The organism is Hyphomonas beringensis, assembly GCF_000682755.1.
GTDB lineage: Bacteria > Pseudomonadota > Alphaproteobacteria > Caulobacterales > Hyphomonadaceae > Hyphomonas > Hyphomonas beringensis.
Map to the genome: position 1 here is coordinate 1 of NZ_AWFF01000038.1, position 20937 is coordinate 20937.

Here is a 20937-nt window from a genome sequence, read left to right on the forward strand (position 1 = left end):
ATCCGGGACCCAGTTCAGACTTGCGCCTCCGTGTCTGGTTCCCGGATAAACGCTGTCGCGTTTTCCGGGATGACAGAGGGGGCAGCCGCAAAATGCAAAACGGGCCAGACTGGGCTGGCCCGTTTTGGGGGTGCTCTTTTGTAAGCGCCGGATCAGCGAGCGCGGGCGCGCGTGCGTTGCTTGTTCGGCACGCTGGTCACGCGGTTGGCCACGGCCGGGATCAGCCTGGGGCTGGTCGTATTGGTATGGTGGCCGAGATACTGGCGCAGCAGATTACGTGCGACATACCCCGCGCCAGCAGTGGCGAGCGCTGAGCCTGTAAAGATAACGGCTTTTTTCCAAAGTTGCATGGCGGAGGTCTCCTGTCTGTGTTCGTGTCTGAAGTGTAAACGGGCACGCGGCGAAGGGGTTCCGGCGTGGTGGGCTTATATTCCGTATTCCCTCCGTATTCCGCACGAAAAAGGGCCGCACGAGGGCGGCCCTGATTTCGCGTGGGACACTGATCTATCAGTGCGCCGTCATCTGCTCAGACTGAGCGTTTGATGGCTTCGGCGATTGGCGCGGCGTGGCCTGGATGCCGGATTTTCCGTTCAGGCGGGCCGTGGTGTCGGTGTTTTCCGCGCGGCGCTTGCGCAAATATCTGCGGCCATATTTCTGGCCTGCGAATGCAGCGCCTGCTGCGGACACGAGACCGGCAGCAAGGAATAGCTTGTTCTGGCGTTTCATGAGTCTTGCTCCTTTCGTTCTCTTCGTTTGCCGGGGCCTCTTGCCCTCGGGTATCGCACAATCAATGCATGGGCCGGGGCAGATGTTCCGTTACACCCGTGTAAGGCGCTTTTGCTTTTCTTCTGGCGCCGGGGCGGCTAAAGCCGGGGCATGAGCCTGAAAACCCGCATCATCCCCTGCCTCGACGTGAAAGACGGACGCACCGTGAAGGGCGTCAACTTTGTTGGCCTGAAGGATGCCGGCGACCCGGTGGCGCTGGCCAAAGCCTATGACGCCCAGGGCGCCGACGAATTGTGCTTCCTGGACATTACCGCCAGCCATGAAGGGCGCGGCACGCTGATGGACATTGTCTCTGCCACGGCCGAGCAATGCTTCATGCCGCTGACCGTGGGCGGCGGGGTGCGCAGCGCGGAAGACCTGGTCGCCCTGCTACGCGCCGGGGCGGACAAGGTGGCGATCAATTCCGCCGCGGTGGCCGATCCGGACGTGATCAGCCGCTGCGCCGCAAAGGCCGGGGCGCAGGCCGTGGTCGTCGCGATCGATGCGCGCCGCGTGGGCGATCACTGGGAGATCTTCACCCATGGCGGGCGCAAGGAAACCGGCATCAATGCCGTGGAGTTCGCGCGCCTGGCCGAGCAGAAGGGCGCCGGCGAAATCCTGCTGACCAGTATGGACAAGGATGGCACGAAATCCGGCTATGACATCCCGCTGCTGAAAGCGGTGACGGGTGCGGTGAATGTGCCGGTGGTGGCAAGTGGCGGCGCCGGCAGCGTGGATGACATGCCGGCCGCTGTGCTGGAAGGCGGGGCGACGGCTGTGCTCGCCGCCTCGATCTTCCATTTCGGCGAAGCGACGGTATCCGATGCGCGCCAGGCACTGTCTGATGCAGGGGCGCCGGTGCGGCCGCTTTAGGCGCTACGCAGGGGGCCTCCGCGTCTCGAAAGCTTATGTGGCGCTGCGATCCTCGTTTGATATGCTGAAAGCTGTAGCAGCAAGAGGAGCCCCGCCATGAAAGGACAGTGTCTTTGCGGCGCCGTCAGCCTGACCGTTCCGGACGATGTGGATCATTCCGCCGTCGGCGTGTGCCATTGCAGCATGTGCCAGCGCTGGGGCGGCGGACCGTTCTTTGCGATTGAAGGCGGACAGGGCATCACGCTTGACGGGCGCGAGCATGTGACGGCGTTCCGCTCATCCGACTGGGCAGAGCGCGGCTTTTGCAGCAAATGCGGGACACATCTGTTCTACCGGCTGGTGGAGCAGGACAGCTATACGGTGCCGGCCGCCCTGTTCGACGCGCAGGACGGCATGGCCCTGGCCAGCCAGATCTTCATCGATGAAAAGCCCGCCTATTATGACCTCAGCAATGACACGCCGAAACTGACCGGCGCGCAGGTGTTCGCCGCGTTCAATCCGGAAGGCTGAGGCCCGGCGATGGATGCCTAGTCGGTGAATTCCGGCTTGCGCTTTTGCATTTGGGACATCACGGCTTCCATCTGGTTTGGCGTGCGCATGATCCTGGCCTGTTCGTCGGATTCGGCCTGCAGCAGCTCCGCATCGGTCGCGTCCTGCATGATGTTGAACAGGCGCTTTGAGGCCTTCATCGCATCCGGATTCTTCTGGGCGAATTGCCTGGCCAGCGCCATCGCGTCTTCATAGGGCGTGTCGGAGACATGGGTGGCGAAGCCCATTTCCTGTGCCTCGCGGCCACTGAATTCGCGGTTGGTGTAGGTCAGCTCCCGCAGCACATCATCGCGGACATTGCCGCGCCAGAGCGGGAAGCCCGCCATATCCGGCACGAGACCCCATTTCATTTCCATGATGGCGCAGCGCGTATCGGGATGGATGAAGCGAATGTCGGCGCCGGAGAGCACCTGAAAGCCACCGCCAAACGCAACGCCATGCGCCGCAGCGATCACGGGCGCGGGCACCTCACGCCAGCCCCAGGCGACATATTGCGCGCGATTGGCGATGCCATTGGTGCGCGCGCCGAGACTGCGGGTCGGGTCCTTCGTGACTGCGTCATCATTGTCTTCATTTTTGCCAAGGCTGGACAGGTCCAGACCTGCGCAGAAGGCGCGGCCCTCGCCCGAGACGACGACGGCGCGCAGACCCTTCATGGTCTTCAACTGCTCGATCGCTTCAACGATGCCATTGAACATGGCGGTGTCGAGCGCATTCATCTTGTCTGTGCGAATGAAGCGGACATCGGCAATGCCGTCATCCAGCATGGTGATGGAGACCCGGTCTTTCATGGCTCTTTTTCCTGATCCTGTAGCGTTCCTCTGTGCCTAAAGTGACTGCCGGGCAGGGAAGGTCAAGCGGTCAGACTTCCTCACGTCGCGTAAGTGCGCTATGGCGCGGGGCATGACTGATCTTGGCTCTTCCGACCGCCTCGCTGCAGCGCTTGCGCATCTCGGCACAACTATCGACGCCCGGGCAAAAGAGGGCGATGCCTCCACCTCATGGACGGCAAAGCTGCTGGCCAAGGGGCCGGATGCCTGCGCCGAAAAGGTTCATGAGGAAGGCCAGGAACTGGCCGAGGCCGTGATGAAAGAGAGCGACGACCGCGTCGCCAGCGAAGCCGCAGATGTGCTGTACCATGCCTTTGTGGCCCTGCGCGCACGTGGCGTCAGCCTGAATGACGTCGCCGCCGCGCTGGAAAAACGCCAGGGCATCAGCGGCATTGACGAAAAGGCGGGCCGGGCCGGTTAGGCCTGCAGGCTGCAGCTTTCATCCTTTAACGTCACTCAGGATGAGGACCGCCGCTAAACGTCCTTCGGGGGTTTCAGGCGGCGTTTGGTCTGGTGGGTGTCGGCCTTGTCGCCGGTGGGTTTCTGGCCCTTCATATAGTGGCGCTGCCAGCGTTCCTTCATGGCGTTTTCCTCGCCGCTCTTGAGGCGGGTGTTGAAGTCTGCCCGGCTCTCGCTCCAGGCATTATATTCCTTCACCAATTCCTCATTCGAGCGCAGCAGCTTGCGTTCGGGCTGAACCTCTTCGAGCTTTTTGTGCTCCATCAGCGTGATGAAGGCGAAGGGCTCTCCCTTTTCGAAAATCACCTCGCCCGGCCTTGTCATCTGCCAGTTCATCGTGAACGGGAAGGGCAGCCAGTCCGTCTCCACCAGGCCCGTCAGCGGATAGATGCCATCCTTTGGCCAGTTCGGCGCACCGGTGACCCAGACGCCCCAGCCCGGCGGCGTGCGGAACAGATGGCCGGTATGGAAGGTGACGATGCCGCGCATGAAGTGCGCATCGGCAAAGCTGGAAATCGCCTTTGGATCACCGCGCGTCAGCAACTGGATATCTTCATTCCGGGGGCCGCCATTCCATTTGATCTTGATATCCATCGGGCAGAGCAGTTCCCAGCCCGTGGAATTCGCCATGGTCAGCGGCAGGCAGCGATAGGGGTGGCGATCGGTAAAAGCATCCATCCAGTCGCGGTTGGAGCGGGCGGGCACCAGATCTGGCGCGACGTCGTAGATCTTGTAACAATCGAGATGCATGGAAGGCCTGTCTTAAGGGTGCTTGACGAGAGGCCCAAGTCTTGGCCCAAAGGCCCCCATGACTGCAAGCCCTGATGATCTTTTCGCCTATCTCGATGAATTGGGCATCGCCCATACGACGCACTGGCATGAGCCGACCTTTACCGTGGAGGAGGGCCGGGAGCTGAAAGCCAGCCTGCCGGGCGGGCATACGAAAAACCTGTTCCTGAAGGACAAGGACGGCGCAATCGTGCTGATCGCGGCGGAGGCGCATTCACAGCTGAAGCTGAACCAGCTGCACAAGCTGATCGGCACCAAACGCCTGTCTTTCGGCCCTGCGGAGCTGATGCAGGATCTGCTGGGTGTTCAGCCGGGGTCTGTGACGGCGTTTGCCTTGATGAATGACCGGGCGGGCCGCGTGCGCTTTCTGGTCGATGCCGCGCTGATGGAACATGAACCGGTCAATTTCCACCCGATGACCAATACAGGCACGACCGCCATCAGCCGCGAAGATTTCCGCAAATTTGTGGAGGCAACGGGCCATGAATTCGAGTTGGTGGATTTTACCGACCTCTGAGCGCCCCAAAAGAAAGGGCCGCCTTTCCCAAGACGGCCCTATCCCCCACACAATCCCCGAGAGGATTATTCGAATTTGTATTTGAACCGCACGCCTACGGCGCGCGGTGCGCCCACGAAGGTGTAATAGGTGCGGACATAAACCGGCCCACCGGCATCATCCGTCAGGGTCTGGTTGTACAGGCGGGTGCCGACGACCCCCGTCTCATAGTACTCGTCGAACAAATTGTTCACGAAGAAGGTCGCCTGCCAGTCTCCGGTATCATAGACTGCCGACACGTTCGCAACGCCATAGGAGTCGAGCGTCAGGCCATCACCAAGCGCACCGGTCCGGCTGAGCACATCCCCCTGCCACGTATACCCTGCATTGAAGGTGACTTCGGCGCCATTTTCCAACGGCATCAGGTAGCTTCCGAAGACCGAGAACTGGTCTTCCGGCGAGCCCGGCAGACGGTCTCCGTCCTTCCCGTCAAGAAGTACGGTACTAAAGCCTGGAACTGAAATTGTACTGACAAGACCTGGCGCATCCGCCGTAAGCTTGGCTTCCGTATGGCTATAGCTGCCGCGCAGGGAGAACTGATCATTGACCATCCATCCCCCATTGAGCTCAAACCCCTTGGTTTCCGCCCCTTCGGCATTGACCGTGATCGGAAGGGACGCATTGATCGTGGCGGAGCTGAGCTGTGGATCTGTCCACTCAATATAGTAGGCAGCGCCATTCAGCGTCACACGACCATCCATGAGCGTCGACTTGAAGCCCAGCTCATAGTTCGTGGTCGTATCCGGACCAAACTGGGTCTCGTCTCGGGTGGACACATCGCCCGCACCAGGCCCAAATTGTTGCCCAGGCTGCAACGCGCAGGCGCCCTGCTGGTTGTCGGTCGGGTCGTAAGCCGGACAAGCTGCGATACCGTTGGAATTGCCGATACGATAGCCCTCACTCACGGTGAAATATCCAAGAATATCATCCGTGAAATCGTATGACGTATTGAACTTGAACAAGGTTCCGTCATCGGACTGACTGGTCCGTTCGGTGCCACCTGGACTTCCGGCGGCGAAATCGGACTTCAGGCTGTCTTCCATCGCGCTGATGCCGACCGTCTGGGTGTAATCCGGCCCGCTGTCAAAGAGAGGGAAATCCACATCGCTGTACGATTCCAGATCATACTCATAATAGCGGCCCCCAACCGTAACGCTCCATTTGTCGGTGATGTCGTAGCCGATCTCACCAAACAGGGCGGCTTCTTCCAGGCTGGAGTAGAACTGGGAATAATACTCCAGATCATCCGGGCGGTCGAACCCGACATAATCTGCATAGCCCGGCGTGTACTCTTCGGAATAGGAGATGACATCCGAATTGTTGTAGAATGCACCAATGATCCAGTTGAAGCGGCTCTCCGTTGTCGAGACAAGGCGAACTTCCTGGTTGAAGGTCGTCGTTCGGCCTTTTTCATGCGTGTACGCCGTAAATGTCGGGAAGAGCTCATAGCTGTACTCCAGCGAGATCAGCAGATCTGTCTGGTCGCGCTGGCCGTCATCATCAAAGCGGGAATACCCGGTTGCAGAGGTCAGCTCTGCGAAGCCGAGATCGGCGCTGACTTCAAGCGCCAGAAGCTGGTTGGTGATCTCGTTCGGCTCCGGAACACGCTTTGCCAGTTCATACTCCCCGGTTTCCAGCGTGGACCGCGCGCTGGACCCCTGGCGGCCGTCAATATCGGATTTCTGGTAGTAATAGGTCAGCGTTCCGTCGAGCCACGCGGTCGGTTCCCACCGCGCCGCGAGGCGCCCGGACAGCGTGCGCTCTCCATTGGCATCCGTAATGGTGCGCAGATTGGCCGCAACATCGTCAGGATCGGTAAAGTCCGGGTCCGGATCGGAGACGCCGATCTCCTGGACAACATAGGGATAGTCGATGAAGCCGGAATCATCCTCATAGTCGATCGACCCGCGAATGGCGAAACTCTCCGTAATCGACTTGTTGAAAGTCAGGCCCGTCTCATAGCTGAGAGAAGCCGCCTCGGAATATTTGGAGATTTCAGAGCGCACTTCCAGCGTGTCGGCATCAAATTGCGGCTTGACCGGGATGTAGCGGATGGCGCCGCCAAGTGTGCCGGCACCGTAGAGCGTACCCTGCGGCCCGAGGAGAACCTCAACCCGTTCCAGATCATTCAGTTTGAGATCCACGAACAGCGGAATCTCACCGATATAGGTGGCAACCGTACCGCCGCCATCATTGTTGCCGTCACCGGACCCCAATCCGTCAGCGTTCAGGCCCCGAACGATAATCGGATTCCCCTGGCGACCCCCGCGGTCGACCACATTGATGCCCGGAATATAGGCAACAACATCCGATAATTCATCAAATCCCTGCTCTTCGAGCTGGTCGCCACCGAGCGCAGCAATATTCAACGGAATATCCTGCACGCTTTCGGCGCGGCGGGTGGCAGTAACGGTAATCGTCTGAGCACGTAGCTCAGTATCGGTATCTGTATCGGCGTCCTGCGCTGAAGCGCCGAGCGCGAGGCCGACAGACAGGACGGCAAGGCTCGCCTGCTGTAGCAAGGTTGATCTGAACATGTGGAAACTCTCCTCAAAAAAACACCTCACCGTCTGTCAGTAGGCGTGATGACCCTGTTTCACGCAAGCTGGCGACGTGCTGTAATGAGAATTTGGATCACTATCGGACGTTCTGGGTACGAATTTTGCGCCTCAGAAGCAGAAAAGGCATATTTGTGACTAAAAATTGGGCACATTCAGCAGCATCTTCCCTGCTCGACAAAGCTGCGGAACACTTGTCCCGCAAAGCGTATCGGGAGGCTCATACACTCTGTATGCAGGCGGTGCAGGCCGCACCGGGCGATCCGCGAATCTACTATTTGCTGGGAATCCTGACCGGCGATCATGCCAATCATGCCAAGGCTATCGAGCTGTTCGACCGGGCCCTGTCACTGGGGCCGGCGCGGGCCGACATCCTGGCGCAGAAAGCCCGCAATGAAATTGCCCTGCTGAAGCGAGAGGCTGCCGTGAAATCAGCCGATACAGCCGCCGAACTCTCCCCCTCAGACGCCTTCACACTGGATACGCTTGGCGTCGTCTATAGCCGCGCGGGCCTGCATGACCGCGCGACAGACTTCTATGAGGCGGCGACCCGTGCTGCGCCGGATGTCTCCGCCTATTGGTACAATCTGGGCGTCGCCCGGCAGTTTGAAGGCGATATGGAGGGCGCCCGCGACGCCTTCTACGCCTGCCGGCAGCGAAACCCTGATGACATCCGCGCCCTGGCCGCTCTGGTACAGATCACCCGTCAGACACCAGACAACAATTACATAGCAGATCTGGAAGCCATCTTCCCCCATGTGGCTGAAGACCCGGACGAGGCGCTGCGGATCGGACACGGCCTCGCCAAGGCATATGAAGACATGAAGGATCCAGCCCGCGCGATGCACTGGCTGGCGCGCGCGAAGGCCGGCAAGTGGGCTGCGGTGGGCCATGACAAGGCGTTCGATGATGCGGTCTTCGAGGCGGCGACCGCCAATGCCCGGAAGACGTTGGGCACCGGACATACCGAGGCCGCACCGATCTTTATTGTAGGGATGCCACGCACCGGCACAACGCTGGTCGACCGAATCCTGTCGGGCCATAGCGAAATCACCTCCGCCGGGGAACTCGCGGATTTCGGGCTGAGCCTGAAACAGTTGGCGCGCACACCCTCCAATTACGTACTGGACGCCGAGACGCTGAAGGCCGCCGGACAGGTAGACCCTGCCGAGCTGGGCCGGGCCTATATGCAACGGGTCAAGGCGACGCTGGGTCTTACCGGACGCTTCATCGACAAGATGCCTCTCAATGCGGTTTATGCGCCGATCATCCTGTCCGCTCTGCCGAATGCGCGGGTGATCTGCCTGCGTCGCCATCCGGCAGATACGGTGCTCAGCAATTACCGGCAGATGTTCTCCACCCGCTACCCCTATTATGACTATGCCCTCAACCTGGAAGCCGCCGCCCATTATTATGTGGGCTTTGACCGAATGATCCGGCAGTTCTCAGCCGCCCTGCCCGCAGACCGTTTCATCGAAGTCCATTATGAAGCGGTGGTACAGGACATCGAGACCGAGACACGGCGCCTGCTGGAGTTTTGCGGCCTGCCCTTTGAGGCCCAATGCGTCGACTTCCACGAAAATGCAGCGCCGGTGGCCACGGCCAGTTCGGCGCAGGTGCGCCAGCCCCTCTACACCTCGGCATTGGCGCGGTGGAAACGTTATGAAATTGAACTGGCGCCTGCCCTTGATATTCTCCGCGCGGCGGGCTGCCTGCCGGATGAAACCTGAGGCAGCCCCCTTGGGGCGACGTCTATCAGGCTGGCAATTGGCGGCGGATTCCCTACATTGCAGGCTAAACAAAGGGAGACGAGACCACCATGCAACACCGCCGCCTAGGCAAGAGTGCCATTTATGTGTCCGACATCTGCATGGGCACAATGACGTTCGGATCCCAGACCGATGAGGCAGAAGCCCATCGCATTCTGGATGCCTCCCTTGATGCCGGAATCAATTTCTATGATACGGCCGAAAACTATCCGGTGCCGCCCAAGGATGAATGGGCCGGGACAACGGAGGAAATCTTCGGGCGCTGGATGAAGACCAAGGACCGGGATTCCATCATTCTGGCCACCAAGGTCTGCGGGCCGTCGCATGGCTGGATCCGGGGCTCTCAGCGCGCCGGCATGACGGCGCTGGACCGGCACAATATCATCAAGGCCGTCGAGGCCAGCCTGACGCGCCTGCAGACGGACTATATCGACCTCTATCAGACGCACTGGCCAGACCATGGCACCGCCTTCGACGAGACGATGGAAACGCTGGACGATCTGGTCCGCGCCGGGAAAGTGCGGATTGTCGGCTGCAGCAATGAAGATGCCTGGGGCGTCATGAAAAGTATCGAGACGTCAGAACGTCTGGGTACGGTGCGGTATCAGACAATCCAGAACAATTTCAGCCTGAACAATCGCCGCTTTGAAGACGCGCTGGCAAAAGTCTGCCGCCGCGAGGGGCTCAGCCTGATCCCGTATTCTCCGCTGGGTGGCGGGGTCCTGTCCGGCAAGTATCAGGATGGCGCGCGACCGGAAGGGGCGCGATTCTCGAACTATCTGGAAATGGGCGGACGCCAGAGCGCCATGGCGCAACGCTTTGTGAACGAGAAATCTCTGGAAGCCACGCGCCGCTATATGGAGATCGCAAAGGACGCCGGCATGGCGCCGGTCACGCTGGCCACGGCATGGTCCAAGCAACATGACTTTGTCGCCTCCACCATTGTTGGTGTCTCGGCCTATGATCAGCTGGCAGATATTCTCGCCGCGTCTGACATGACGCTGACGGATGATGTGATGAAGGCCTGCGACGCAGTGGGCAAAGACATCATGTATCCCATGGGCTGACCGTATGCTGGCGCCGGGACGAAACGGGTTAATATCGGGATTGGCTGCGCTTCTGGTCAGCGCGTGCCAGCAAACAACGCCCGTTGCCGTTATCCCGGCGCACCCAGCCCTGCAGCCATCGGAGCTGGCGGAGCGCGATCCGCCATCCCTGGTCTATCCCGGTCTGTTCCAACGTGTCGCGCTCAGCGGACTGGTTGACCCGAAGGACTGGGTGGATGCCAAGCCCAAACTGCCGCCACCCCTGATCAATGAAGCCTATGACGAAGCCCGGCCGCAGACGCGGGAAGACTTGGCAGCGTTCATTGTCACTTTTTTTGATCTTCCAAATGATGATCCGGAAGCGGATGATGCGGCGCTGCAAACGGATCTGTCTCTCAGCGACCATATCGAGGCGCTATGGCCACATCTGACGCGCAATGCCGATGACTCGGTCCGGGCCACATCACTTATCCCCCTGCCATTTCCCTATATCGTGCCCGGCGGGCGCTTTCGGGAGGTGTATTATTGGGATGCCTATTTCACGATGACGGGTCTCGGCCCCAGCCATGATGAGATCAAGCAGAGCATGGTGGATAATTTTGCGTGGCTGATCCGGGAAACGGGCCATGTGCCGAATGCCAACCGCACCTATTATCTCAGCCGCTCGCAGCCGCCCTTTTTCTTTGCCATGGTGGGACTGCTGTCACCCGGAGATGAGGCCGCCGCGTGGGCGGATTATCTGCCAGAGCTGAAAGCGGAATATGCCTTCTGGATGCAGGGTGAGCGCGCGGTGACGCTGCCCGATGGCAGCGTTCTGAACCGCTATTGGGACGGGCGCGATGTGCCGCGCGATGAATCCTTTATTCAGGATACTGAAACGGCGCACCAGTCAGATCGTCCGAAAGCAGAGCTTTACAGGGAGCTAAGGGCAGGGGCCGAAAGTGGCTGGGATTTTTCTTCCCGCTGGCTGGACGACCCACAGGACCTTTCGACCATTGAGACGACGCACATCCTTCCGGTGGATTTGAACGCTCTGCTCTATGGGCTGGAGCAGGCGATTGCCGCGGGATGTGAGCAGGCCGAAGACCCTGCCTGTCACGAGTCTTTCCGCGCGAAAGCGGAGACCCGCAAAGCCGCCATGAATAATTGGTTGTGGGATGAAACGCGCGGCGTGTTTGGTGATTATGATCTGGACGCCGGCGCGGTAACGCAGCGCGATTCTGCCGCGATCCTCTATCCACTCTTCATGGGCCTTGCGACACAGGCACAGGCCGACAGTACGGCAGACTATACTGCCGAGCGCTTGCTGTCAGAGGGCGGACTGATGACCACACCGCTTGAGACCGGCCAGCAATGGGATGCGCCCAATGGCTGGGCGCCGCTGCACTGGATCGCGATCAGAGGTCTTGAGGACTATGGTCACGCCGTACTGGCCGAAGACATTGCCGAACGCTGGCTGACCACGGTGGCGCGCACATATTGCGAAACTGGCAAGCTGGTCGAGAAGTATGACGTCGTCACTGCGCGGCCGGGCGGCGGAGGCGAGTATCCTCTGCAGGATGGGTTTGGCTGGACCAATGGCGTCACAGCCGCGCTGATTGACATGAACCCCGATTATTCTGCCTACGGAGACACTGTACCGGGCGAGGCCTGCGAGCGCTACGCCCCGGCAAAGTGAAACCCCCGCCCGCTTCTCATGTCGGACGGGGGTTTGCCCCTTTAGCGCCCACCAAAGCTGTTTGATCAGGCCGCGTCGCTCGCGCGGTTGCTGGCCAGCACTTCGCGCTTGCCGGCATGGTTGGGTGCGGAGATCACGCCTTCCTCTTCCAACCGGTCAATCAGGCCTGCAGCCTTGTTGTAACCGATCTTTAGACGGCGCTGGAGATAAGAGGTCGATGCCCGCTGGTCGCGTACGACAATGGCAATGGCCTGGGCGTAGAGATCATCTTCCTCATCACCCGTGCTGGTGCCGAGCATTGCGTCCATGACGGCAGAGCCAGTGGAGCCATCGTCCGGCGATTCGAGAATGTCCATGACATAGTCCGGCTCGCCCTGATCGCGCAGCCATTCAACCACACTGCCGACTTCCTCATCGGAGACGAACGGGCCGTGAAGGCGCTGGGATTTCTTGCCGGGGGCCTGATAGAGCAGGTCGCCCATGCCGAGCAATTGTTCGGCGCCCTGTTCGCCAAGGATCGTCCGGGAGTCGATCTTCGTGGTGACCATATAGGAAATCCGTGTCGGGAAGTTCGCCTTGATCGTACCGGTGATCACGTCAACCGACGGACGCTGCGTGGCGGTGATCAGGTGGATACCCGCGGCACGGGCCATCTGGGCGAGGCGCTGCACGCAGCTTTCGATTTCCTTGCCCGCGACCATCATCAGGTCTGCCATCTCGTCGATCACGACGACGATGTTTGGAATATGATCCGTAGGCAGCATTTCCGTCTCATAGATCGGCTTGCCGCGCTCATCATATCCGGTCTGGACCTTGCGGGTCATGGTCTCGCCATTGTTGCGATACTTGGTGGCCTTGTCATTGAAGCCAGCCAGGTTCCGCACGCCCGCCTTGGACATCAACTCATACCGGCTTTCCATTTCACGCACGGTCCATTGCAGCGCGTTGACGGCTTTCTTCGGGTCGGTCACGACCGGCGCCAGCAGGTGCGGGATGCCTTCATAGATGGAGAGTTCCAGCATCTTCGGGTCGATCATGATGAAGCGGCACTGTTCCGGCGTGTGGCGATAGATCAGGGAAAGGATCATCGCGTTCACACCAACGGACTTACCGGAACCCGTCGTACCGGCGATCAGCAGGTGAGGCATCTTGGCGAGGTCCACAACATTCGGAACGCCGCCAATGTCTTCGCCCAGCGCCATGGGCAGGCTGGCACGCGTGCCGACATAGGCCTCGGACTGCAGCAATGTGCGCAGGAACACGGTATCGCGATCTTCGTTCGGCAATTCGATGCCGATCGCATTCTTGCCCGGCACAACCGCAACACGGGCCGAGATGGCGCTCATGGAGCGGGCGATATCGTCTGCCAGCGAGATCACGCGGGAAGATTTGACGCCAGGGGCCGGTTCCATTTCGAACAGGGTGATGACCGGGCCGGGGCGCACTTCCTTGATGCGGCCGCGCACACCGAATTCCTTCAGCACTTCCGTCAGACGCGCTGCCTTTTCCAACAGGGCATCTTCGTCCACCGTGTCACCGCGTTCTTCCGGCATTTGCAGCAGATCAATAGAGGGCAGGCGGCTGGAGGTGCGACGGCGCTCATTCTTGGTGACTTTCGGACGGGCGGCCTGACGGGAATTGGTCATCGGCAGGGCGAAGCGCGGCGGGCGCACATCTTCCACTTCGTCTTCCTCATCATCCTCAAAGTCATCTTCGAGCAACGTTTCGTCTTCTTCGAAATCATCCTCATCGTCTTCGTAATCGTCGACATAGGAGTCATCGTCTTCATAGCTGTCATCTGTCTTGATGACGCGGGCGCGCTCGTCGATTTCATCCTCGTCTTCAAGATAGTCTTCTTCCACTTTGCGGCGCGGCATGATGGCGCCGATGACGGAGACCAGGAAGCCACCGACCCCTGTGGCCTGGCGGGCAGCGCGGCGGCCGGAACTGGTCGCGGCCTGTTTCAGCAGGTGGGCGTCATCGCGGCGGAAACCGAGTGCCGACAGCGCAGTCCACGCGGCCAGGATGCCCAGAAGGACACCGGCCCAGACATTCGGAGACGGCAGCAACAGCGCGCGGAACGGCATGGATGCATAATAGAAGAGCGCGTCACCCATAATCCCACCAAGCCCGGCCGACAGGGGCCAGCTTTGCGGCACAGGCCACGCAGCGAAGAAGGCCGCAGACAGCGGCACGAACATCAGGCCGATCAGCCAGCGGCGTACACGTGGCGCGCCGATCAGGACGGTGCGCATCGCGCCGCCGATCATCAGGGCCAGCCCGGCAACCCAGGCAGACCAGCCAAGGGTCTGGCGCGCGAAATCCGCGAAGATGGCGCCAGCACCACCAAACAGATTCTGGATTTCGGAATCCGTTGCGACATTCCAGCTTGGATCGCTTGGTACGTAAGACCCGACGCTGCCGCACACAAAGACCCCCAGACCGAAGGCGGCGGCCCCCGTCAGAATCCGCCAAACCGGATCGCTGACACTCGGGCTCTCGTCATCGGTGTATACGTAATCTGTCATGTGGGGATTCCAGGCTCCATCTGTGTTGTCTGGGAACCTGCACTCTGCCTCAACACGCTTAACGGCCTGCAAACGCCGAAAAAGGATTTGCAGCGGCTTTGTTAACTTCTGAGAAGCCATGATTTGCTGCAGGAAGGTGCGTTTTTACCTCAAGCAAGATGCGGTCCAACATCGCTCTCCCAAACATGTATTCGCTGTAATCTCCGGAACCACGGGGGTTTTGAGCGATTGATAGAGCAAGATAATGACACAAGAGGAGACCGCATAATGAGACGCACACTGATTATTCCAGCGACCATCGCCCTGTTAACGGGTATGTCTGCAATGGCACAAGAAGATAACACCAGCGGCGCAGAAATTAACGCCTCCGCTGCTGTCACGGCTACAGAAAATGAAGAGTCGCTTGACGATCTAAAGGTTGATGAACTGAACGATGTTCAGCTTCAGGCCCTGGAAAAACCGAAGGCATATAAAGAGAATGCCGAGAAGGTGATCGCCGACGTAACGGACGATAGTAAAGACGCCGCCACAGAACCGGAAATGACCGCTGAAGCCGACATGACTGTGAAAACGCAGTCAGAAGAAGAGATGGCCTCTGCGGACGTAAATTCCGAGAAAATGGATTCCGAAACAAGCGAAGTCTTTGCGTCTGACGAAGTCGACACGCCGACAAGCGAGATGATCGAATCCGACACCGCAATGACGGCTGACGTGGAGACGCCTGTCGTCGACATGGACTCCGATGCCACCATGACAGCTGATGCTGAGGTGGAGGAAGACATGACCGCTGTTGGTGGGCCAGAATATAAGTCTGAGCTCGATGCCATGAGCGATACGGCAATGAAGGGCACGATCACGGAGCTCGCGGCACAAGACCCGCGCTTCACCACACTGGTCGCGCTGGTTCAGCAGGCTGGCCTGGCAGATGCATTGAATGCTGACGGCGAAATGACCGTTTTTGCCCCGACCAATGCAGCCTTTGACAAGCTGGACCCGGAAACGCTGGCGAAACTGAAATCCGGCGAAGCAAATGACAAGCTCGCGATGATCCTTAAAGCCCATGTGGTGGAAGGTGAACTCATGAGCAGTGACATCGCAGAAGGCGATACGACCGTCACGACCCTGGCCAACACCGATCTGGTGGTGGAGAAGGAAGGCGATAGCGTGAAGGCGGATCAGTCCGCAGTCATCGGCGCTGACATTGTTGCCTCCAATGGTGTGATCCATGCCGTTGATACGGTGATCATCCCTGAAGACGAAACCGAGCAGTAATAAATCGCGACGCTGCCCGTATGGGCCAGTCAAACCACACCGCTGGCCCTGAATAGAGAGCCCCGGCAGATCACTCTGCCGGGGCTTTCCTTTTGGGAGATACGAAGCTGGCTTAGCCGTTCGTAAATTCCGGATAGGCTTCGAGGCCGATTTCTGCCTTGTCGAGACCCATTTCCTCGTCTTCAGCGCTCGGGCGAAGGCCGATCGTGAATTTGAGAGCGAACCAGACGGCGCTGGAGGCTGCCATGACGAACACACCCGTCAGGACAACACCGACCAGCTGACCCAGATAGCTGACCTGCATCTCACCTTCGATTTCGACCGGCATGATGTGGTTGCCATAGGAAGCTGCGACGACCATCGTGCCCCAGATGCCGCACACAAGGTGGGCCGGAATGGCGCCGACGACATCGTCGATTTTCAGCTTGTCGAGCAGTGGGACGGCCACAACAACCAGAACCCCACCTACAGCACCGATCAGGACAGACGCGCCCATGGACGGAGCCAGCGGCTCAGCCGTGATGGACACAAGGCCGCCAATCGCACCGTTGAACACCATGGTTGCATCGATCTTGCCTTTGTAGAGCAGGGCCGAGGTGATCATGGCCGCGATCACACCGCCAGCGGCTGCCATGTTCGTATTGGCGAAGATCTGGCTGACGGAGTTAATGTCCGCTGCCGTACCAGCTGCCAGCTGAGACGCGCCGTTGAAGCCGAACCAGCCGAACCACAGGATGAACGTACCCAGAGCCGCGAGCGGGATATTGTTACCCGGCATCGGGTGTACCTGCTTGCCGAAATACTTGCCGATCCGCGGGCCAATGATCAGAGCACCCGCAAGAGCTGCCCAGCCACCGGTGGAGTGCACCAGCGTGGAACCAGCAAAGTCAGAGAAGGCCCATTCAGAGTCGAGGTAGCCGCCACCCCACTCCCAGGATGCCACGATCGGATAGATGAACGCGGTCAGGAAGGCGGTGAAGATCAGGAATGGCCAGATCTTGACGCGCTCGGCAATTGTACCGGAGACGATTGAGGCTGCGGTTGCAACGAAGACCATCTGGAAGAACCAGTCAGACGCCGGTGCATAGCCCCCAGGACTTTCAACGCTCAGGTCGCCGCCGCTCCACGGTCCGGGTGTCGTGCCGAGAAGGCCGCCCAGTGTGGTCGCGCCCGGATAGGCCATATTGTAGCCGACAATCCAGAACATCAGGCCGGCAACAGAGTAGAGAGCCACGTTCTTGGTGGACTGCATGGCCGCATTCTTGGACCGGACAAGGCCCGCTTCCAGCATACAGAAACCTGCTGCCATGAGCATCACGATGATGCCGCCGATCAGGAAGAGGTAGCTGTTATCAACATAAGCGGAAGCACTGCCTGAAAAACTTTCTTCCAGTGCCGCAAGGCGTGATTCCACATCTGCTTCCTGGGCGTAGGCAGCTGCCCCCACCATGAAAGCGGCTGGCATTAGCGCCGCGCCGCGTATCCAGTTGTTTAGTTTATGGCCCATCTGGCCCCTCCTTCGTCATCGAGACTTCAGAGCGTGGGACCCCCCGCGCTCTCCCAGAACCGATATGATTGCCACCACGCGGGAAAGTCGCACGGGCTGCGTGTGTGACAGGTTTTTCTCACCCCGCATGGTCAAACGCTGGGCAGTGTTGCGGCCAATCGCCCAAATCTGCGCCACCGCTAGACGCATGCCCGGACGTGGATTACCTAAGGGGCATGAAAACACCTCATGCAGAGTCTGACCGGAAGTATGACCTTGCCGTCGTAGGGGCAGGGTCCGTTGGAACTTCACTTGCTATCCTGGCGGCGCAACGTGGCTTTTCCGTTGTCCTGATTGATGCCCGCAATCCGGACATCACGCCCCGCCCGGATACCCGCACCTTCGCCATTGTGCGTGGCAGCTGGCGATTGCTGGGGGCGACGGGCGCGACGGCGGATCTTGCGGACCTGATCGAACCCCTGAATGGCCTGGAAGCCATTGATGGCGGCACGCATGTCTTTGGCCGCCCTTCTGTATTGTTTACAAATGAAGATCTGCCGAAAGACGATGATGGGGAGCCACTGGGGCAGATGGTTCCGGCCGGCGCCTTGCAGGCTGCGCTGGACAAGGTCTGCGCCAGGACAGACGGCCTGACCTGGCTTCGCAACACGCTGTTTGAAGACATGGAAACCCATGCCGCAGGGGCAACGCTGACCCTGAGCGGAGGACGCACGATTGAAGCCGGACTGGTTGCGGCCTGTGACGGCATGAAGTCTTCCGTGCGCGCCTGCGTCGGGATCAAGACCGAGGGGCATGACTACAAACAGTCGGTTTTTGCCGCCAATGTGCAGCTGAGCAGCCCCCACCACGGTGTCGCGCGGCAATTGTTCACACCGGAAGGCCCGTTCGCCACTCTGCCGATGCCTGACAATCAGGCAAATCTGGCCTGGTACATGAAGCGCGGTGCAGCCGAGGCTCTGGCCGACTTGCCGGTCGAGGAAGTCGAGGCTGAACTGAATGCGCGCTTTGCCGATTTCGCGGGCCCGATGAAGATTGTCGGGCCGGCTACAGCCTATCCGCTGGTCATGCAGCTGGCGACCCGCATGGTGGGCCCGCGCACGGCGCTGCTGGGCGATTCCGCCCACCGGATCAGTCCGTTGGCCGGGCAGGGACTGAACCTTGGCATCAAGGATGTTGGCGCGCTGATCGATGTGATCTCAGAGGCGCGTGATACCGGGCTCGATCCGGGCTCTGATGTGATGCTGGAGAAATATGAGAAGTGGCGCCGCTTCGACGCTGCCGCCTCTGCCATGTTCATGGACGGGGTGGACCGGGCGTTCTCCAATGACAGCGCACTTCTGAAGCCTTTCCGCGGCATTGCCCTGACTGCGGCCAACAAGATTGGCCCGCTCCGCCGCGCAATGGCACGCCAGGCAAGCGCCGACCAGGCCCATCAGCCAAGCCTGATGCGCTAGGCTGCGTCACCTACCGCAAGCTGTCTCAGCTGGCCCCAGGTGTAGAGGCCGGAATTGTGGCCATCGGAAAAATGAATGCGCACTGCGTAGCGCCCGACCGGGTCTGCGCCCGTGACGCTGATGTCTGCCGGAACGGGGGGCTGCGGCGGAGGCGGACCACCGCCATGCCCGCGGACTTCAGCCGAGGGGCTTTCCTTGCGCAGGATGACATAGGGAATGGTGCCAGAGGCCCCGTCATCAAACTCAACGGCCAATTCCGCCGCTGATTTGCGAAAGGCCAAGCGCACCGGCCAGGGCGCCGCGTTCATTCAGAGGGCCCTTCCTTCTCGACCGGCAGGTCCAGATCGCGCGCCTCTTCGGCCAGCATGATCGGAATGCCATTGCGGATCGGAAAGGCAAGACGCGCCTTGGCCGAGACCAGCTCATTCGCGGCGCGATCATAGGTCAGCCCCTGACGGGTGACCGGACAGATCAGGACTTCCAGAAGGCGTGGGTCGACACCAGACGTATTGTCACGCGGGAGTTCTTTTTCATCCGTCATCGGATATCCTATTGCAGCGTGCCGCCCTCAGGGCCCGACACATCCATTTCCAGAAGCGTGATGAGCGTTTCCGCGCGATCTTTCAAGGTCTGCGCCTCAACCAGCGCCTGCTTTTCAATGACGGAGAACGGACAGCCCGAACAGAGCGCGTTGATCAGCGTTTCAAGCGGCGCTTCTTCGACAGCCTGCCAGTCCGTCGACATGTCGTTGACGTCTGTATAGTCGCGCAGGGCCCGCACCAGACGATGCCTGTCCGGCATGCAGGCAGGGGCAACCTCATAGAGATCCCCCTCAAACGGGGCCCAGTCCGCCAGCACCTGACGATAGGGTGTTGTGACAGACAATTCCTGCTTGATGTTGAACCGGGCGAGACCCGTCAGCGTGATCAGATAGCGTCCGTCGCCTGTTTCAGACCAGGCCGTGATGCGGCCTGCACATCCGGTATGGGCAAGGTTCGGCTTTGATTTCGGGCCGCCCATGCTCTGGATCATGCCTATCACGCGCTCTTCCTGCATGACGTCATCAATCATGTTCAGATAGCGCGGTTCAAATATGTTCAACGGCAGCTGCCATCTTGGGAACAGCAGAGCGCCGGGCAGGGGAAAGACCGGCAGCTGGGCTGGCAGGTCTGACATTGTCCTGAAGGTGTGCTGGCTCATCGCCTGACTGTCTCACTTGTTGAATTTACGACGTGAGACAGATGTGGGGCGATTGAGTGATCAGGCAAACATTAGGGAGGCCAGGCGGCGACGACCGTCCACTGTGGCCTGGTCTGTGGCACCGGCCGCTTCGAATACCTGAAGCAGCTTTTCCTTGGCCTTGCCCTCTTCCCAGTTGAGATTCTTGCCCAGGATGATCAGCAGATGATCCACGGCATCGGCATATCGTCCGGCAGCGGCATATTTCTCCGCCAGGTCAAAGCGCTGAGCGTGATCTTCCGGATTGGCAAGGACCGCCGACAGGGCCTCCTCAAATTCGTCCGGGGAGCCAGCATCTTCCATCATTTCCAGCGCGGTGAGCACGCCCTTCACAGCATGGTCATTGCGCTTGTCTTCCGGCACCATGTCCAGCGTCGCCTTTGCGCGCTCGGCATCACCATTGGCCAGATAGCAGCGGGCCAGACCGGCAATCGCCGTGACGTTTTCCGGATCTTCCTGAATAATGGCAGCATAGATCTGCGCGGCTGTGCCGGTATCGCCTGCCTGGCTGGCGGCCTCAGCCTGAGCCAGCGCATCGGCGATCATCTGCCCGGCATCCGTGCCGCTGACCAGCTTGTCGATAAAGGCATTGATCTGGCTTTCCGGCAACGCGCCCATGAAACCATCGACCGGGCGGCCCTTGTCAAAGGCATAGACCGCCGGGATGGAACGTACACCCAGCTGGCCTGCATAGGCCGGGTTCTCATCAATGTTGATCTTGACCAGTTTGACCTGGCCCTTGCGACCCTCCACGGCCTTCTCGATGATCGGGCCCAGTGTACGGCACGGGCCACACCATGGGGCCCAGAAGTCCACGATCACAGGCTGTTCCTGGGATGCCTCAACAACATCCGCCATGAAGTCCTGGTCTGTTGTGTCCTTGGTGTGGAGGGAGGCCATATCGGTCATTGTGTGTATTCCTTGACTGTCTGGGGCGAAGATGGGCCTCTGCCCTGCCTTTCGCAAGCACTTCCCCTGAAACCTGGCGGCGAGAACGGCGTTCATGCCCCGCTCATGCCGGGTATCGCAAACCCTGAAGCTGAACACGGCCCAACGAAAAGCGGC

20 protein-coding genes are annotated in these 20937 nt (G+C 59.9%); 9 read left to right on the forward strand and 11 right to left on the reverse strand.

Going from position 1 to position 20937, the window contains the following annotated elements; translation table 11 throughout:
• Positions 1–152: 152 nt before the first annotated feature.
• A complete protein-coding gene (locus tag HY29_RS09360; RefSeq protein WP_034796099.1) occupies positions 153–350 on the reverse strand; it encodes a hypothetical protein in 198 nt (65 codons plus the stop codon).
• A gap of 157 nt (positions 351–507) precedes the next feature.
• On the reverse strand, positions 508–726 hold the full coding sequence (locus HY29_RS09365) for a hypothetical protein (protein ID WP_034796102.1): 219 nt from the start codon (positions 724–726) through the stop codon (positions 508–510).
• Between the two features lie 150 nt (positions 727–876).
• On the opposite strand from HY29_RS09365, the gene hisF reads away from it, so the two are divergent.
• Together hisF and HY29_RS09375 are read left to right on the forward strand one after the other, a co-directional pair.
• Positions 877–1638 (forward strand): imidazole glycerol phosphate synthase subunit HisF, encoded by a 762-nt coding sequence (gene hisF / locus HY29_RS09370; protein WP_034796104.1) that lies wholly within the window; start codon positions 877–879, stop codon positions 1636–1638.
• Positions 1639–1734: 96 nt separating this feature from the next.
• Positions 1735–2148, forward strand: coding sequence for a GFA family protein (locus tag HY29_RS09375; protein ID WP_034796105.1), 414 nt, complete (start codon positions 1735–1737; stop codon positions 2146–2148).
• 17 nt (positions 2149–2165) lie between these two features.
• Here the strand turns inward: HY29_RS09375 and HY29_RS09380 are convergent, their stop codons facing one another.
• Positions 2166–2978: a crotonase/enoyl-CoA hydratase family protein gene (locus HY29_RS09380; RefSeq protein ID WP_034796107.1), complete on the reverse strand. Its 813-nt coding sequence runs from the start codon at positions 2976–2978 to the stop codon at positions 2166–2168.
• Positions 2979–3090: 112 nt separating this feature from the next.
• Between HY29_RS09380 and hisE the strand changes: the two genes are divergently transcribed.
• Positions 3091–3438 carry a phosphoribosyl-ATP diphosphatase gene (gene hisE, locus HY29_RS09385; RefSeq protein ID WP_051601379.1) on the forward strand — a complete coding sequence of 116 codons (348 nt, stop codon included), beginning with the start codon at positions 3091–3093 and terminating at the stop codon, positions 3436–3438.
• A 53-nt stretch (positions 3439–3491) separates the two neighbouring features.
• Here hisE and HY29_RS09390 read toward each other — a convergent pair whose 3' ends face one another.
• The gene (locus HY29_RS09390; RefSeq protein ID WP_034796109.1) at positions 3492–4226 is read right to left on the reverse strand and encodes a DUF6065 family protein; all 735 of its coding nucleotides are present in this window, start codon (positions 4224–4226) and stop codon (positions 3492–3494) included.
• Positions 4227–4284: 58 nt separating this feature from the next.
• Here HY29_RS09390 and HY29_RS09395 point away from each other — a divergent pair, with 58 nt between their 5' ends.
• Entirely contained in the window at positions 4285–4782 is a 498-nt protein-coding gene (locus tag HY29_RS09395) for a prolyl-tRNA synthetase associated domain-containing protein (protein ID WP_034796111.1), read from the forward strand.
• 65 nt (positions 4783–4847) lie between these two features.
• On the opposite strand, the gene HY29_RS09400 is transcribed toward HY29_RS09395, so the two are convergent.
• The gene (locus HY29_RS09400; protein ID WP_034796113.1) at positions 4848–7358 is read right to left on the reverse strand and encodes a TonB-dependent receptor; all 2511 of its coding nucleotides are present in this window, start codon (positions 7356–7358) and stop codon (positions 4848–4850) included.
• A gap of 254 nt (positions 7359–7612) precedes the next feature.
• Between HY29_RS09400 and HY29_RS09405 the strand changes: the two genes are divergently transcribed.
• From HY29_RS09405 to treF, 3 genes are all read left to right on the forward strand, one after another.
• Positions 7613–9109 carry a tetratricopeptide repeat-containing sulfotransferase family protein gene (locus tag HY29_RS09405; RefSeq protein WP_051601374.1) on the forward strand — a complete coding sequence of 499 codons (1497 nt, stop codon included), beginning with the start codon at positions 7613–7615 and terminating at the stop codon, positions 9107–9109.
• Between the two features lie 89 nt (positions 9110–9198).
• The gene (locus tag HY29_RS09410) at positions 9199–10215 is read left to right on the forward strand and encodes an aldo/keto reductase (protein ID WP_034796115.1); all 1017 of its coding nucleotides are present in this window, start codon (positions 9199–9201) and stop codon (positions 10213–10215) included.
• A 40-nt stretch (positions 10216–10255) separates the two neighbouring features.
• Positions 10256–11872: an alpha,alpha-trehalase TreF gene (gene treF / locus HY29_RS09415; protein ID WP_206741946.1), complete on the forward strand. Its 1617-nt coding sequence runs from the start codon at positions 10256–10258 to the stop codon at positions 11870–11872.
• A 65-nt stretch (positions 11873–11937) separates the two neighbouring features.
• Here the strand turns inward: treF and HY29_RS09420 are convergent, their stop codons facing one another.
• On the reverse strand, positions 11938–14400 hold the full coding sequence (locus tag HY29_RS09420) for a DNA translocase FtsK (RefSeq protein ID WP_034796117.1): 2463 nt from the start codon (positions 14398–14400) through the stop codon (positions 11938–11940).
• A 267-nt stretch (positions 14401–14667) separates the two neighbouring features.
• Between HY29_RS09420 and HY29_RS18465 the strand changes: the two genes are divergently transcribed.
• The gene (locus tag HY29_RS18465; RefSeq protein WP_051601375.1) at positions 14668–15672 is read left to right on the forward strand and encodes a fasciclin domain-containing protein; all 1005 of its coding nucleotides are present in this window, start codon (positions 14668–14670) and stop codon (positions 15670–15672) included.
• Positions 15673–15784: 112 nt separating this feature from the next.
• Here the strand turns inward: HY29_RS18465 and HY29_RS09430 are convergent, their stop codons facing one another.
• Positions 15785–17179: an ammonium transporter family protein gene (locus HY29_RS09430; RefSeq protein ID WP_034796121.1), complete on the reverse strand. Its 1395-nt coding sequence runs from the start codon at positions 17177–17179 to the stop codon at positions 15785–15787.
• A 215-nt stretch (positions 17180–17394) separates the two neighbouring features.
• Between HY29_RS09430 and HY29_RS09435 the strand changes: the two genes are divergently transcribed.
• Complete coding sequence (locus HY29_RS09435) at positions 17395–18633, forward strand: FAD-dependent monooxygenase (RefSeq protein ID WP_034796124.1); 1239 nt, start codon at positions 17395–17397, stop codon at positions 18631–18633.
• On the opposite strand, the gene HY29_RS09440 is transcribed toward HY29_RS09435, so the two are convergent.
• The 4 genes from HY29_RS09440 to trxA are packed head-to-tail and all read right to left on the reverse strand — an operon-like array spanning position 18630 to position 20781.
• Positions 18630–18941 carry a gamma-butyrobetaine hydroxylase-like domain-containing protein gene (locus HY29_RS09440; protein WP_034796127.1) on the reverse strand — a complete coding sequence of 104 codons (312 nt, stop codon included), beginning with the start codon at positions 18939–18941 and terminating at the stop codon, positions 18630–18632. The two genes, HY29_RS09435 and HY29_RS09440, sit on opposite strands and share 4 nt — an antisense overlap.
• Positions 18938–19174: a Trm112 family protein gene (locus HY29_RS09445; protein ID WP_034796130.1), complete on the reverse strand. Its 237-nt coding sequence runs from the start codon at positions 19172–19174 to the stop codon at positions 18938–18940. Before HY29_RS09445 ends, HY29_RS09440 begins: the two co-directional genes overlap by 4 nt.
• Positions 19175–19182: 8 nt before the next feature.
• Entirely contained in the window at positions 19183–19833 is a 651-nt protein-coding gene (locus tag HY29_RS09450) for an LON peptidase substrate-binding domain-containing protein (RefSeq protein ID WP_034796132.1), read from the reverse strand.
• A gap of 60 nt (positions 19834–19893) precedes the next feature.
• Positions 19894–20781: a thioredoxin gene (gene trxA / locus HY29_RS09455; protein ID WP_034796135.1), complete on the reverse strand. Its 888-nt coding sequence runs from the start codon at positions 20779–20781 to the stop codon at positions 19894–19896.
• Positions 20782–20937: the final 156 nt, after the last annotated feature.

Coding starts and splice junctions, on each gene's coding strand:
- HY29_RS09360 (WP_034796099.1), bottom strand. CDS start 350: ATGCAACTTTGGAAAAAAGCCGTTATCTTTACAGGCTCAGCGCTCGCC.
- HY29_RS09365 (WP_034796102.1), bottom strand. CDS start 726: ATGAAACGCCAGAACAAGCTATTCCTTGCTGCCGGTCTCGTGTCCGCA.
- hisF (WP_034796104.1), top strand. CDS start 877: ATGAGCCTGAAAACCCGCATCATCCCCTGCCTCGACGTGAAAGACGGA.
- HY29_RS09375 (WP_034796105.1), top strand. CDS start 1,735: ATGAAAGGACAGTGTCTTTGCGGCGCCGTCAGCCTGACCGTTCCGGAC.
- HY29_RS09380 (WP_034796107.1), bottom strand. CDS start 2,978: ATGAAAGACCGGGTCTCCATCACCATGCTGGATGACGGCATTGCCGAT.
- hisE (WP_051601379.1), top strand. CDS start 3,091: ATGACTGATCTTGGCTCTTCCGACCGCCTCGCTGCAGCGCTTGCGCAT.
- HY29_RS09390 (WP_034796109.1), bottom strand. CDS start 4,226: ATGCATCTCGATTGTTACAAGATCTACGACGTCGCGCCAGATCTGGTG.
- HY29_RS09395 (WP_034796111.1), top strand. CDS start 4,285: ATGACTGCAAGCCCTGATGATCTTTTCGCCTATCTCGATGAATTGGGC.
- HY29_RS09400 (WP_034796113.1), bottom strand. CDS start 7,358: ATGTTCAGATCAACCTTGCTACAGCAGGCGAGCCTTGCCGTCCTGTCT.
- HY29_RS09405 (WP_051601374.1), top strand. CDS start 7,613: ATGCAGGCGGTGCAGGCCGCACCGGGCGATCCGCGAATCTACTATTTG.
- HY29_RS09410 (WP_034796115.1), top strand. CDS start 9,199: ATGCAACACCGCCGCCTAGGCAAGAGTGCCATTTATGTGTCCGACATC.
- HY29_RS09420 (WP_034796117.1), bottom strand. CDS start 14,400: ATGACAGATTACGTATACACCGATGACGAGAGCCCGAGTGTCAGCGAT.
- HY29_RS18465 (WP_051601375.1), top strand. CDS start 14,668: ATGAGACGCACACTGATTATTCCAGCGACCATCGCCCTGTTAACGGGT.
- HY29_RS09430 (WP_034796121.1), bottom strand. CDS start 17,179: ATGGGCCATAAACTAAACAACTGGATACGCGGCGCGGCGCTAATGCCA.
- HY29_RS09435 (WP_034796124.1), top strand. CDS start 17,395: ATGAAAACACCTCATGCAGAGTCTGACCGGAAGTATGACCTTGCCGTC.
- HY29_RS09440 (WP_034796127.1), bottom strand. CDS start 18,941: ATGAACGCGGCGCCCTGGCCGGTGCGCTTGGCCTTTCGCAAATCAGCG.
- HY29_RS09445 (WP_034796130.1), bottom strand. CDS start 19,174: ATGACGGATGAAAAAGAACTCCCGCGTGACAATACGTCTGGTGTCGAC.
- HY29_RS09450 (WP_034796132.1), bottom strand. CDS start 19,833: ATGAGCCAGCACACCTTCAGGACAATGTCAGACCTGCCAGCCCAGCTG.
- trxA (WP_034796135.1), bottom strand. CDS start 20,781: ATGACCGATATGGCCTCCCTCCACACCAAGGACACAACAGACCAGGAC.